The sequence below is a fragment of the Enterobacter cloacae complex sp. S1 genome (genome assembly GCF_014930525.1).
GTDB lineage: Bacteria > Pseudomonadota > Gammaproteobacteria > Enterobacterales > Enterobacteriaceae > Enterobacter > Enterobacter hormaechei_C.
This window is the reverse complement of sequence record NZ_JADBRE010000026.1, coordinates 35,355-47,877: the sequence shown is the minus strand read 5'-3', so window position 1 is coordinate 47,877 and position 12,523 is coordinate 35,355. Positions and strand designations below refer to the sequence as shown.

General features: G+C 55.5%; 13 protein-coding genes and 1 pseudogene. 3 read left to right on the top strand and 11 right to left on the bottom strand.

Annotated elements, in window-relative coordinates:
• Positions 1 to 132: 132 nt before the first annotated feature.
• The 3 genes from tyrB to dnaB form a co-directional block, all read right to left on the bottom strand.
• Entirely contained in the window at positions 133 to 1,326 is a 1,194-nt protein-coding gene (gene tyrB / locus IM290_RS17190; protein WP_017382625.1) for an aromatic amino acid transaminase, read from the bottom strand.
• A 109-nt stretch (positions 1,327 to 1,435) separates the two neighbouring features.
• Positions 1,436 to 2,515 (bottom strand): alanine racemase, encoded by a 1,080-nt coding sequence (gene alr / locus IM290_RS17185; protein ID WP_193042108.1) that lies wholly within the window; start codon positions 2,513 to 2,515, stop codon positions 1,436 to 1,438.
• A 16-nt stretch (positions 2,516 to 2,531) separates the two neighbouring features.
• On the bottom strand, positions 2,532 to 3,944 hold the full coding sequence (dnaB, locus tag IM290_RS17180; protein ID WP_003860298.1) for a replicative DNA helicase: 1,413 nt from the start codon (positions 3,942 to 3,944) through the stop codon (positions 2,532 to 2,534).
• A gap of 60 nt (positions 3,945 to 4,004) precedes the next feature.
• Between dnaB and IM290_RS17175 the strand changes: the two genes are divergently transcribed.
• Positions 4,005 to 4,988, top strand: a complete 984-nt coding sequence (locus IM290_RS17175; RefSeq protein WP_003860300.1) for a quinone oxidoreductase — start codon at positions 4,005 to 4,007, stop codon at positions 4,986 to 4,988.
• Between the two features lie 184 nt (positions 4,989 to 5,172).
• On the opposite strand, the gene pspG is transcribed toward IM290_RS17175, so the two are convergent.
• From pspG to IM290_RS17155, 4 genes are all read right to left on the bottom strand, one after another.
• Positions 5,173 to 5,415, bottom strand: a complete 243-nt coding sequence (gene pspG / locus IM290_RS17170; protein ID WP_017382623.1) for an envelope stress response protein PspG — start codon at positions 5,413 to 5,415, stop codon at positions 5,173 to 5,175.
• A gap of 136 nt (positions 5,416 to 5,551) precedes the next feature.
• Positions 5,552 to 6,547, bottom strand: a complete 996-nt coding sequence (gene dusA / locus IM290_RS17165) for a tRNA dihydrouridine(20/20a) synthase DusA (RefSeq protein WP_193042109.1) — start codon at positions 6,545 to 6,547, stop codon at positions 5,552 to 5,554.
• A gap of 82 nt (positions 6,548 to 6,629) precedes the next feature.
• Entirely contained in the window at positions 6,630 to 7,940 is a 1,311-nt protein-coding gene (gene traF / locus IM290_RS17160) for a conjugal transfer protein TraF (protein WP_047726099.1), read from the bottom strand.
• 168 nt (positions 7,941 to 8,108) lie between these two features.
• Positions 8,109 to 8,597, bottom strand: coding sequence for a cupin domain-containing protein (locus tag IM290_RS17155; protein ID WP_047726101.1), 489 nt, complete (start codon positions 8,595 to 8,597; stop codon positions 8,109 to 8,111).
• Between the two features lie 117 nt (positions 8,598 to 8,714).
• On the opposite strand from IM290_RS17155, the gene zur reads away from it, so the two are divergent.
• The gene (gene zur / locus IM290_RS17150; protein ID WP_006810484.1) at positions 8,715 to 9,227 is read left to right on the top strand and encodes a zinc uptake transcriptional repressor Zur; all 513 of its coding nucleotides are present in this window, start codon (positions 8,715 to 8,717) and stop codon (positions 9,225 to 9,227) included.
• Positions 9,228 to 9,274: 47 nt separating this feature from the next.
• Here zur and IM290_RS17145 read toward each other — a convergent pair whose 3' ends face one another.
• The 4 genes from IM290_RS17145 to IM290_RS17130 all read right to left on the bottom strand — a co-directional run bounded on the left by IM290_RS17145 (position 9,275) and on the right by IM290_RS17130 (position 12,090).
• Positions 9,275 to 9,484 carry a CsbD family protein gene (locus tag IM290_RS17145; protein WP_003860314.1) on the bottom strand — a complete coding sequence of 70 codons (210 nt, stop codon included), beginning with the start codon at positions 9,482 to 9,484 and terminating at the stop codon, positions 9,275 to 9,277.
• Between the two features lie 119 nt (positions 9,485 to 9,603).
• Entirely contained in the window at positions 9,604 to 10,941 is a 1,338-nt protein-coding gene (gene dinF, locus IM290_RS17140; RefSeq protein WP_193042110.1) for an MATE family efflux transporter DinF, read from the bottom strand.
• A 63-nt stretch (positions 10,942 to 11,004) separates the two neighbouring features.
• Entirely contained in the window at positions 11,005 to 11,613 is a 609-nt protein-coding gene (lexA, locus tag IM290_RS17135; protein WP_003860318.1) for a transcriptional repressor LexA, read from the bottom strand.
• A 108-nt stretch (positions 11,614 to 11,721) separates the two neighbouring features.
• Positions 11,722 to 12,090: a diacylglycerol kinase gene (locus IM290_RS17130; protein ID WP_017382619.1), complete on the bottom strand. Its 369-nt coding sequence runs from the start codon at positions 12,088 to 12,090 to the stop codon at positions 11,722 to 11,724.
• Positions 12,091 to 12,244: 154 nt separating this feature from the next.
• On the opposite strand from IM290_RS17130, the pseudogene IM290_RS21665 reads away from it, so the two are divergent.
• Positions 12,245 to 12,523 (top strand): annotated as a pseudogene (locus IM290_RS21665) (glycerol-3-phosphate 1-O-acyltransferase); the annotation flags it as partial.

Sequence of the window (12,523 nt, the reverse complement as noted above, 5' to 3'; positions counted from 1 at the left end):
AAGCGCAGAAGAAACGTGTAGGTCCGGGAAGCGAAGCGCCACCGGGCAATGACTGGCACCGGCGCGAACAAAAAAGCCGGGTGGCGGCTACGCCTTGCCCGGCCTACATACAGTATGCAAGTAAGTGAATGCTTACATTACGGATGCAAACGCCTGCGCCACGCGCTGGACGTTGCTGGCATTCAGACCCGCCACGCACATACGGCCGCTGGCGATCAGGTAGACACCGAACTCTTCGCGCAGGCGATCGACCTGCGCTGCGCTCAGTCCGGTGTAGCTGAACATCCCGCGTTGCTTGAGAAGATAATCAAAGTTATGCCCAGGCACGGCCTCTTTCAGGACGTTAACCAGCTCCTGACGCATCGACAGGATGCGCTTACGCATCGCTTCCACTTCAGCAAGCCAGGACGCTTTCAGCGTTTCGTCACCGAGAACTGTCGCCACCACCTGCGCACCAAAGTTCGGCGGGCTGGAGTAGATCCGGCGGACCGTCGCTTTCAGCTGACCGAGTACGCGTCCCGCGGCTTCGGCGTCTTCACACACCACGGACAGGCCGCCAACGCGCTCGCCGTACAGGGAGAAGATTTTTGAGAACGAGTTGCTGACCAGAGCGGGAAGCCCCGCGCTGGCAATCGCGCGAATGGCATAGGCGTCTTCCTCCATGCCCGCGCCAAAGCCCTGATAGGCGATGTCGAGGAACGGGATCAGGTTACGCGCCTTCAGTATCTCGATCACCGCATCCCACTGGGCATTGGTGAGGTCCGCACCGGTCGGGTTATGGCAGCACGGATGCAGCAATACGATACTGCGCTCCGGCAGGGTGTTCAGTTTTTCCAGCAGCGCATCAACGCGCACGCCGTTGGTTTCGCTGTCGAACCACGGATAGGTCGCCACCTTAAAGCCCGCGCCCTCGAAGATCGCAACATGGTTTTCCCACGTCGGGTCGCTGACCCACACGCCGGAATCCGGGAAGTACTTTTTCAGGAAATCTGCGCCTACCTTTAGCGCACCCGAGCCACCCAGCGTCTGGATAGTCGCCACGCGCTTTTGCGCGAGCACCGCGTGGTCCGCACCAAACAGCAGCGGCGCGATAGTGTTGCGGTAGGTGTTTAATCCTTCCATCGGCAGATAAAGCGAAGCACCGTGCGGGGTTGCGTTCAGACGCGCTTCAGCTTCGGCAACGGCTTTCAACTGAGGAATGATGCCGTCTTCGTTGTAGTAAAGACCAATGCTGAGGTTCACTTTGTCGCTGCGAGGATCTTCTTTGAAACGCTCCATCAAGGAGAGGATAGGGTCGCCGGCGTAGGCGTCTACTTTCTGAAACACGCGATGTTCTCCGGATTATTATGAGGCAGGGCATTCAACAATAAACCGGAAGCGGAAGAAGATCGAGGGGATGTTAACAGAAGCGGGATGCATCGCATCCCGCTCATGCTTAGTCGACGTATTTCATTGCGACCCTTGAAGTAAGGCGCGTGATAAGTTCGTAAGCACTCACTTTTGTTATTTCAGCAATACGCTCTACCGGCAGGCCTTCACCCCACATCACCGCATCGTCCCCCGCTTTATCCTGCGCGTCGGGCCCAAGATCAACACAAATCATGTCCATCGCCACGCGACCGACAATCTTGACTTCGCGTCCATTGACCAGCGCCGGCGTCCCCGTTGGCGCGGCGCGGGGATAGCCGTCGCCGTAGCCCATCGCCACCACGCCAAGACGCGTGTCGTGCTCGCTGGTCCAGGTGCCGCCGTAACCCACCGGCTCTCCCGCTTTGTGCTCACGCACGGCAATCAGCTTTGAAACCAGCGACATAACCGGCTTAAAGCCAAAGTCCGGCCCCCAGGGTTTGTTCTCCAGCGGCGAAACGCCATAAAGAATGATGCCCGGACGCGCCCAGTCGAAGTGCGACTGCGGCCATAGCAGGATCCCGCCGGACGCCGCAATGGAGCGCATCCCCGGTTTGCCTTCGCAGAAGGTGTTGAAGATATCAAGCTGCTGTTCCGTTGCGCCGCATTCAGGCTCATCGGCGCGGGCAAAGTGGCTGACGATGTTCACCGGCTGACGCACATTTTTGCACTGACACAGACGCTGATAAAACGCCTCCGCGCTTTCCGGCCGCACGCCCAGACGGTGCATGCCCGTGTCGAGCTTCATCCAGACGGTGACCGGCTCGCTCAGTTCAGCCGTTTCCAGCGCGGCCAGCTGTTCTTCGTTATGCACCGCCGTGTGCAGGTGCTGATCGGCAATGGTCGGCAGGTCCGAGGCTTCAAAAAAGCCTTCCAGGAGCAGTATCGGTTGCGTAATTCCACCTGCGCGCAGGCGGAGAGCTTCTTCGAGACGGGCGACGCCAAAAGCGTCGGCATCGGGGAGCGTTCGCGCGGTCTCAAGAAGACCGTGTCCGTAAGCGTTCGCTTTCACGACTGCAACGAGCTGACTGGCGGGCGCCAGTTCTCGCAGACGTTGCAGGTTGTGTCGCAGAGCGCGGCGGTTAATAACAACAGTTGCCGCTTGCATTTGAATTCCTTAGAAATTACTCATCATCATATTGAGGACCGGCATAGTTGTCGAAACGCGACCACTGGCCGTTAAAGGTCAGACGTACCGTACCGATGGGGCCGTTACGTTGCTTACCAATAATAATTTCGGCGATCCCTTTCAGATCGCTGTTCTCGTGATAAACCTCATCACGGTAGATGAACATGATTAAGTCGGCATCCTGCTCGATGGAGCCGGATTCACGCAGGTCGGAGTTGACCGGGCGCTTGTCTGCACGTTGTTCCAGAGAGCGGTTAAGCTGCGATAGCGCCACCACCGGCACGTGCAGCTCTTTGGCTAACGCCTTGAGCGAGCGGGAAATCTCGGCAATCTCCAGCGTACGATTGTCGGAAAGCGACGGAACGCGCATCAGCTGAAGGTAGTCGATCATGATAAGGCCGATGCCACCGTGTTCACGGGCGATACGGCGCGCGCGGGAACGCACTTCCGTCGGCGTCAGGCCGGAGGAGTCATCGATATAGATGTTCCGTTTTTCCAGCAAAATCCCCATGGTACCGGAGATCCGCGCCCAGTCCTCATCGTCCAGCTGACCGGTACGGATGCGGGTCTGATCCACACGCGACAGGGACGCCAGAGAACGCATCATGATCTGTTCAGAGGGCATCTCAAGACTGAAGATAAGCACCGGCTTATCCTGCAACATCGCCGCGTTTTCGACGAGGTTCATCGCAAATGTCGTTTTACCCATCGACGGACGCGCCGCGACGATAATCAAATCCGATGGCTGAAGACCTGCCGTTTTCTTGTTGAGATCGTCATAACCGGTGTTCACCCCCGTCACGCCATCGTGCGGCTGCTGGAAAAGCTGCTCAATACGCGCAACCGTGGCGTCGAGCACGTCGGCGATATTTTTTGGGCCTTCGTCTTTGTTCGCACGGCTTTCGGCGATTTTAAAGACGCGGGATTCCGCCAGGTCGAGCAGATCTTCGCTGGTGCGCCCCTGGGGATCGAAACCAGCCTCGGCGATCTCATTCGCCACCGAGATCATCTCGCGGACAACGGCACGTTCACGAACGATATCAGCGTAAGCGCTGATGTTCGCGGCACTTGGCGTGTTTTTTGACAGTTCTGCCAAATAGGCAAATCCGCCGACGCTGTCGAGCTGTCCCAGACGCTCCAGCGATTCTGCGAGCGTAATCAGGTCGATAGGGCTGCCCGACTCCTGCAAACGCGCCATTTCCGTAAAGATGTGGCGGTGCGGGCGGGTATAGAAGTCTTCCGCGACAACGCGCTCGGCGACGTCGTCCCAGCGTTCGTTATCCAGCATTAAACCGCCCAACACCGACTGTTCCGCTTCAATCGAGTGCGGCGGGACTTTTAACCCGGCGACCTGATAATCACGCTCACGAGGTTCAGTCTGTTTGTTGAAGGGTTTGTTTCCTGCCATAGTGAATGGAGTTACCGAGATAAAGAGTGGGTCGAAAGATTACCACATTCTGGAGGAAGCATGGCAACACGTATTGAATTTCACAAGCATGGTGGCCCTGACGTACTCAAAGCGGTGGAATTTACCCCCGCTGCGCCTGGCGAGAACGAAATCCAGGTGGAAAACAAAGCGATCGGCATTAACTACATCGATACCTATATTCGCGGCGGCCTCTATCCGCCTCCGTCGATGCCGAGCGGACTGGGCACCGAGGCGGCCGGTATCGTCAGCAAAGTGGGCAGCGCGGTTAAGCACATTAAGGAAGGCGATCGCGTGGTGTACGCGCAGTCGGCGCTGGGCGCTTACAGCTCCATCCATAACGTTCCGGCCGAGAAAGCGGCGCTTCTGCCAAATGCGATCGGCTTCGAGCAGGCTGCCGCCTCATTCCTGAAAGGGCTGACGGTCTATTATCTGCTGCGCAAAACCTACGAAATTAAGCCTGACGAGCAATTCCTGTTTCACGCAGCCGCAGGTGGCGTGGGGCTGATTGCCTGCCAGTGGGCGAAAGCCCTGGGCGCGAAGCTGATCGGCACCACAGGCAGCGCGCAAAAAGCGCAGCGCGCGCTGGACGCGGGCGCATGGCAGGTGATCAACTACCGGGAAGAGAGCATCGTTGAGCGGCTGAAAGAGATCACTGGCGGCAAAAAGGTCCGCGTGGTGTATGACTCGGTGGGGAAAGACACCTGGGAATCTTCGCTGGACTGCCTGCAACGTCGCGGGCTGATGGTGAGCTTCGGTAACGCCTCCGGGGCAGTCACCGGCGTCAACCTGGGCATTCTGAATCAGAAAGGGTCACTGTACGTCACTCGCCCTTCCCTGCAAGGTTACATCACCAACCGGGAAGAACTTGAGGAAGCCAGCAACGAGCTGTTCTCGCTGATCGCCAGTGGGGTAATTAAAGTGGATGTGGCAGAGGCGCAGAAATATCCGCTGACCGATGCGCAGCGCGCGCATGAGGTGCTGGAGAGCCGGGCAACGCAGGGATCAAGTCTGTTAATTCCCTGAGCCATAAAAAGAAATTGGGCTTCCCGTGGGAAGCCCTTTCTTTTTTTAGTTCGGCTGTATGTAGGGTACAGCTCGATGAATTCTTTAGCGGCAGCCATAGTGACAGATTCGATAAGTAAATCCTATTCTGTTCTAAGGATTGCTGCCGGAAAAGTTGCAGGTATGTGACGTACCCCTCAATACCTTAGTAACGGAAGCGGTTATTACGCTGATAAGTGGGCAGTTTTGGTGATTTAATCGCCCGTATCGCCCATACCACCGCAATCGCCAGAAGTAACCACGGCAAGAGTTTAATCGTCAGGGCAAATAAACCGCCAACAAACATCACCACCGTGGCCACTACGAGCGCGGCCAGGATACCGAGCAGCGATACGCCCGTGACCATCAGCATGATAAAGAAGCCAATCACAAAAAGTAGTTCCAGCATGGTGCTTTCCCACGAGTTCCCGAATGATACTGCGATCGTTACAAGAAACATGCCAAAAATAAGTCATTGTTCTGAAAGCAAAACGCCCCGCAATGTCTTGCAGGGCGTGGCGTATTTGACCATCTTTTAGCGAAATTTAACGTTTATCCGCAACCAGACGCAGCGCGTGTTCCAGGACCTCAATATCCGCACCGGCCTTATGCGCGTTCTCGCTGAGATAACGACGCCACTGGCGCGCGCCAGGAATGCCCTGGAACAGGCCAAGCATATGGCGGGTAATGTGGCCCAGATACGTACCATGACTCAGCTCGCGCTCAATGTACGGATACATGGCGCGCACTACTGCCACGGGATCGGTGTCAGCACCGTCAACGCCAAAGATTTCCCGGTCAACCGTCGCCAGAATGCCCGGATTCTGATACGCCTCGCGTCCGACCATCACGCCATCCATATGTTCGAGATGCGCTTTGGCCTCGTCCAGCGACGTAATACCGCCGTTGATCGACATGGTCAGGTGCGGGAAGTCGCGTTTTAGCTGGTACACGCGCGGGTAGTCCAGCGGTGGGATCTCGCGGTTTTCTTTCGGGCTGAGGCCAGAGAGCCAGGCTTTACGGGCGTGGATGATAAACATCTCGCATTCACCCTTCCCTGATACGGTGTTGATGAAATCACACAGGAACTCGTAGCTGTCCTGGTCGTCTATGCCGATACGGGTTTTGACCGTGACCGGGATAGAGACGACCTCGCGCATCGCTTTGATACAGTCCGCCACCAGATGTGCATTACCCATCAGACACGCGCCGAACATACCGTTTTGCACACGGTCGGACGGGCAACCGACGTTGAGGTTAATCTCGTCATAGCCGCGTTCTTCAGCCAGCTTCGCGCAATGCGCCAGCGCAGCCGGATCGCTACCACCCAGTTGCAGCGCAACCGGATGCTCCTCTTCGCTGTACGCCAGATAATCGCCCTTGCCGTGAATAATTGCGCCGGTAGTGACCATTTCGGTGTACAGCAGCGTATGGCGGGAGAGCTGGCGCAGGAAATAGCGGCAGTGTCTGTCCGTCCAGTCGAGCATTGGCGCAATGGAGAAACGGTGTGCAGGGAAAGCGGTCTGGAATTCTGACGACATGGCGAAGTTTTAAGCATCTGGTGGAAAAGGGGCGCTACTATAGCACAAAGAAAAGCCGGAGGCGCAGCGCCTCCGGTGTACTTTAGAACGTCATGCTCAACTGTGCCCCTGCGCCCCAGGTCTCGTCTTCACCATAAAGCCCCATCAGGTCAACGTGGACGGAGTTGAACGGCGCGAAACCGACACCGCCGGTAAAGACGTTGCTGTCGTTCCCTTTCATATCCGCACGATAACCGGCGCGTACTGCCAGCCAGCTCAGTGGCGTGACTTCGGCACCAACGCCAACGTACTGGGAGGTGTCTTCGCTTTTAAAGCCCTTGGTTTCGGTCAGATCGCCGTCTGCGGTCAACGTGACCAGATCGTTGTGCCAGGCGGCCCCGGCAGTGACCAGCGGACGGATCTGATAGGTGTCTTTATAACTCACCACCTCTCCCGTGCGCCCATTGCGAATGCGGATATCTTTGGTATCGATATCGCGCGACATCAGGTTTTGCCCGCTCACGCCGACCGTCCAGTTTTCACCAAAATCAGCAGCAATACCGGCATCGACGTTGAAGCCAGTGTCGTCGGTACGGTAGCGGCTGTCGTTCCACTTATTACTGTCGTAATCGTAGATTGAGGTGGTGTAGTTATAGAGCCAGGTTTTTTGCAGCTTCGGCGTGACGCCAACGGAAACCGGAACGCCGCCAAGATCGAACTGACGGGCCACCGCAATACCGTAGTCGGATACAATCGCCGCCCGACCAGACGCCGTAGAGTTAAGGTTTTTGGTGATCTGATCGGTACCGTTTAGCGCGGCATCCAGCGCCACACCGGCAGCCACCGCATCGCTTCGTTGTATACCGCGCAGATAATCAATGTCCTGCTGATCGATTGAAGAGCTGACCCGGCCATGGGCATAGCCTTTTGCCATAAAGGCCACGGAAAGAACATCGTTAGGGATACTGACGGCAATCCCCGCCCCTGCGGTGGCGTGTGCGGTCTTGCCTTTCAGGTAGTCCAGTTCATCAGCGAGATCTTTCGCTGCGCCCTGGAACTGATTGATCGAACCTAATGGATTGGTGATAACTTCAATGGGGGTCAGACTATCAACCACATCCTTGTAATGATTGATTTTGTCATTAATGGTATCAATCTCGTCCTGAAGATTGTCTTCATCGGTCACCTGTACGCCAACGGACGGCAAAATAACCGTCACATCATCCTCGGGCTTAGATTTTGCCAGTAACGCGGGGTTGATTAACGCCCCGCTGCCATAGCTCCCTGCCGCGACACCCGTTCCGCCCATTGCGTCGCTACGCGCTTCCGTCCAGGTATTGGCTGCTCCCGCCTGATTTGCCATAAAAAAGGAGACAGCGATGCTAACCATCGAAAATTTAAAATTTTTTTTCACAGTGTGCTCGTAAATAGTTTGTTATTAGTTAACCCTGTCTGTTATCACCCAAACAGGAACGAACTATTGCTGTGAATAAGTGCAAAAAGACCCGCTATTTCCTTAAGTTAAATTCCATCCCGGCCTGTTGTAATATGTGACGACCATCAATATTTATAGAAGAGGAAATTATTTTCGCCCAGGTTTTCCATCGTGCGGCCCAAAAAACTGAGGCGGATGGTCGACCCAGCGGTCTTCGCGCGTCGCGGCATACACCGGATTGAGCGGATAGTAGATGCAGTTATGTTTTTTATTGGCCTCACCCACCACCAGTAAGCGCACCTCTTCATCGGTATTGTTGATAAAGGTGTGACACACGCCCGTCCCGGCTGGAAATCCCACGCTGTCTCCGGGTTCGAGCTTCCATAAATAGCCATTGATCCAGGCCTCAGGGTAACCCTCCAGAACGTAAACAAACTCCTCTTCGTCGCTTTCCGCATGCGGATAAGACGTACGGCGTCCGGGTGGCAGCCGTTCATGGTGAATACCAATGCGGCCGAGACCCAGCCTGCGGGCCAGCGGCGCGCCAACAGAAAAACGTTCGTTACTGTCAGGATACGTTGCGTCATCAGCGCCTTCCACGTCCCGCCAGTGCCGAATACAGTCAGGTCTTTTCATTTTGCGATCTCCTGATTTGCGATGCGTCAGGTATAGCACAGCCTGGCGGATCTCGGTGTTTTTAGCAGAACATGATAAAGTGAATGTTTTCACCCCTTACCATATCCGAGGTGCCCGATGGACAAGTCCACAAAAGAGCTGTTAGCGCAAGCTGAAAAGCTGTGCGCGCAACGCAATGTGCGCCTGACCCCGCAGCGCCTTGAGGTACTGCGTCTGATGAGCCTGCAACAGGGCGCCATCAGCGCCTACGATCTGCTCGATCTGCTGCGTGAAAGCGAGCCGCAGGCAAAACCGCCGACCGTTTATCGGGCGCTGGATTTTCTGCTGGAGCAAGGGTTTGTGCATAAAGTGGAATCAACAAACAGCTATGTGCTGTGCCATCTTTTTGACCAGCCAACTCACACGTCCGCCATGTTTATCTGCGATCGCTGTGGTGTGGTGAAGGAAGAGTGTGCGGAAGGTGTGGAAGATATTATGCATACGCTGGCAGCCAGAATGGGCTTTGCGCTGCGCCATAACGTGATTGAAGCCCACGGCTTATGTTCTGCCTGCGTGGAGGTGGAGTCATGCCGCCATCAGGATGCCTGTCAGCACGATCACTCTATCCTGGTGAAGAAAAAGCCGCGTTAAAGCCAAAGAAAAAGGCGGCTCAGGGCCGCCCTTGGGGATAGTGCCGGTTACCAGCGGTAGTCGTTACGGGTTTCCCAGTCTTTGACTTCATTTTCCGCCTGATCTTTTTCGTAACCGTAGCGCTCCTGGATTTTACCTACCAGCTGATCGCGCTTACCTTCAATGACGGTCATATCGTCATCTGTCAGCTTACCCCACTGTTCTTTCGCTTTACCTTTGAATTGCTTCCAGTTGCCGCCGATTTCGTCTTTATTCATAATCGTGTCCTCGTGTTAAGCGTCTATGAGTATCGTCCGCTTCGTTCTTTTCTGCTGGACGTGATTATTATTGTAGTTAAGGATTCGGCAGTTGTTTTTATATTCGGAATCTTTAACCGTTACGATATATCGTGCGGGGCTGGAAACCAGGTATTGTTTCGCCAGTGACGATGCCAGATAACGGCCAGCGAAAGGCCACGCAGTGAGAGAAACACCGCCAGCGCCAGCCACAGACCATGATTGCCGAGATACGGCAGGGTTAGCAGCGTCAGGCCGAACCCCGCCGCCGCGACGGCCATGCTGTTGCGCATCTCCGCCCCTCGCGTCGCACCAATAAACATGCCGTCCAGCAAATAGCACCACACGCCCACCACCGGTAATACTACCTGCCAGAGGATGTAGCGATCGGCCAGCTCACGTAGCGCGGGCAACGAGGTGAGTAACGCGACAATATGCCCACCAAAACAGGCGTATACCATAGCAAAGACCAGCGCCACCAGGCCCGCCTGACGACAGGCAGCACGCCAGACTTCACGTAACTGGCCGCTTTCACGCGCGCCATAGGCCTGCCCTGAATGCGCCTCCACGGCGTAAGCAAAACCATCCAGCGCGTAAGCGGTAAAGGTCAGTAATGTCATAAGCACTGCGTTGACGGCAACGATCTCAGGCCCAAGACGCGCACCAAAAACGGTTAATGCACCAAAGCAGAGTTGCAGCAGAAGCGAACGGAGCATGATGTCGCGATTAAGCGCCAGCAGCTTACGAATGTTGCCGCGCCAGGCCGATTTCAGCAGAACCAGGGTGATACCGCGCATCGCCAGCACGCGCCAGACCATCCCCAAACCGATCAGCAGCGTACCGTACTCGGCAATCGCCGTGGCCAGCGCCGCGCCCCGGACGTTCATGTGCAGCCCCATCACCAGCCAGAGATCGAGCACAATGTTAAGCAGGTTGCCCACCACCAGTAGGATCACCGGCGCGCGGGCGTACTGCACGCCCAGCAGCCAGCCCAGCAGGACCAGGTTTGCCAGTGAAGCGGGCGCGCTGAGCCAGCGAATTTCGAGGAACCGCCGGGCCTGTTCCAGTACGGCATCGCTGCCGCCTACAATATGGAGCGCAAGATCAATCAGCGGCGTACGCAACAGAACGATTAACGCGCCGGCACCGAATGCCAGAATGAGCGGCTGAACCAGCGCACGCGCCAGACGCAGAGGATCTTTTGCACCATACGCCTGGGCCGTCAGGCCTGTCGTACTCATGCGCAGAAAAAGCAGCAGCATAAAGAGGAAGCTGGTCGCCGTTGCGCCGATCGCGACGCCGCCAAGATAAATCGGCGAATCGAGATGCCCGATAACCGCCGTATCCACCAGCCCCAGCAGAGGAACGGTAATATTGGAAAAAATCATTGGTAGCGCAAGACGCCACAACGCCTTATCGGCAGAAGTTAGCAATGCCATGGAAATTACCGGAATCAGAAAACAGGCAAGGCTGTAGAGGAACTACAGCCTGTCAGGAAGAGATTACAGCCATTCACCGTTGCGGATAACGCCGACCGCCAGTCCTTCAATAGAGAAGCTCTGCTCGCGGAGATCCACCACAATCGGGGAGAATTCATTGTTTTCAGGCAGAAGCTGCACGGTATTGCCTTGTTTCTTAAGGCGCTTAACCGTCACTTCATCATCAATGCGCGCCACCACGACTTGCCCGTTACGCACATCCTGCGTTTTGTGTACCGCCAGCAGATCGCCATCCAGAATACCGATATCTTTCATGGACATTCCGCTAACGCGCAGCAGGAAATCGGCGCTCGGCTTGAACATGCCTGGGTCAACCTGATAGTGCCCTTCGATGTGCTGCTGCGCCAGCAGAGGTTCACCTGCGGCAACGCGGCCCACCAGTGGAATACCGCTCTCTTCTTCCACAAGCAGACGAATGCCGCGTGAGGCGCCGGAAACAATCTCAATCACGCCCTTACGCGCCAGCGCTTTAAGGTGCTCTTCGGCAGCATTAGGAGAACGGAAGCCCAGACGCTGCGCAATTTCTGCACGCGTGGGTGGCATACCCGTCTGGCCGATATGATCCCGAATGAGATCAAACACCTCTTGCTGCCTGGTCGTTAACGCTTTCATACCGCCCCCTGGGTGTATATACAGTTATGCTGTGAGTATATACAGTCAAAGGCGATTTTGGAACCAAAAACTGCACAAAAAACCAGGGACTTAATTATTCCTCGAGGCTCATCGGAAATGCGACCAAAGCAGCGTGACCCAGGTGATCGCCGCAGTGATAATCGCCAGCAGTACGGCAGCGGAACCCATGTCTTTCGCCCGGCCAGACAGTTCATGGAATTCCGACCCGATTCGGTCAACAACGGCCTCAATAGCGCTATTCAGAATTTCCACTATCATCACCAGAAGGACAGATCCGATGAGCAGTACGCGGGTGATAGCATCAACATCAAGGAAGCAGGCGATGACAACGGCAACGATTGCGGCAACCGCTTCCTGGCGGAAAGCGGCTTCATTAACCCATGCCGCGCGGAAACCTTTCCATGAATAACCGGCAGCTTTAATGATTCGAGTTAACCCAGTGGTATTATTGGCCATTAAAAGAACCTTTTATGATAAATAGCGTCTGTAACTAAAGCCGCAGCGCGTTTTGCTGCAACCTGAAGTATGACGGGTAACAACAGAAATTTTGCGCGCTTTCTGTTATCCTTGCGCCGCAATTGCATTATTAACCAGAGGCTTTACATCGTTTATGTCCGGCTGGCCACGAATTTACTACAAATTACTTAATTTACCATTAAGCGTCCTGGTAAAAAGTAAGTCTATCCCAGCAGAACCTGCGCTGGAATTAGGGCTCGATACGTCGCGCCCTATTATGTACGTTTTGCCTTATAACTCGAAGGCAGACCTGCTGACGCTTCGCGCTCAATGTCTGGCGCACGATTTACCTGACCCGCTTGAACCGCTGGAAGTCGACGGTACGCTGCTGCCGCGCTACGTGTTCATCCATGGCGGGCCGCGCGTGTTCACC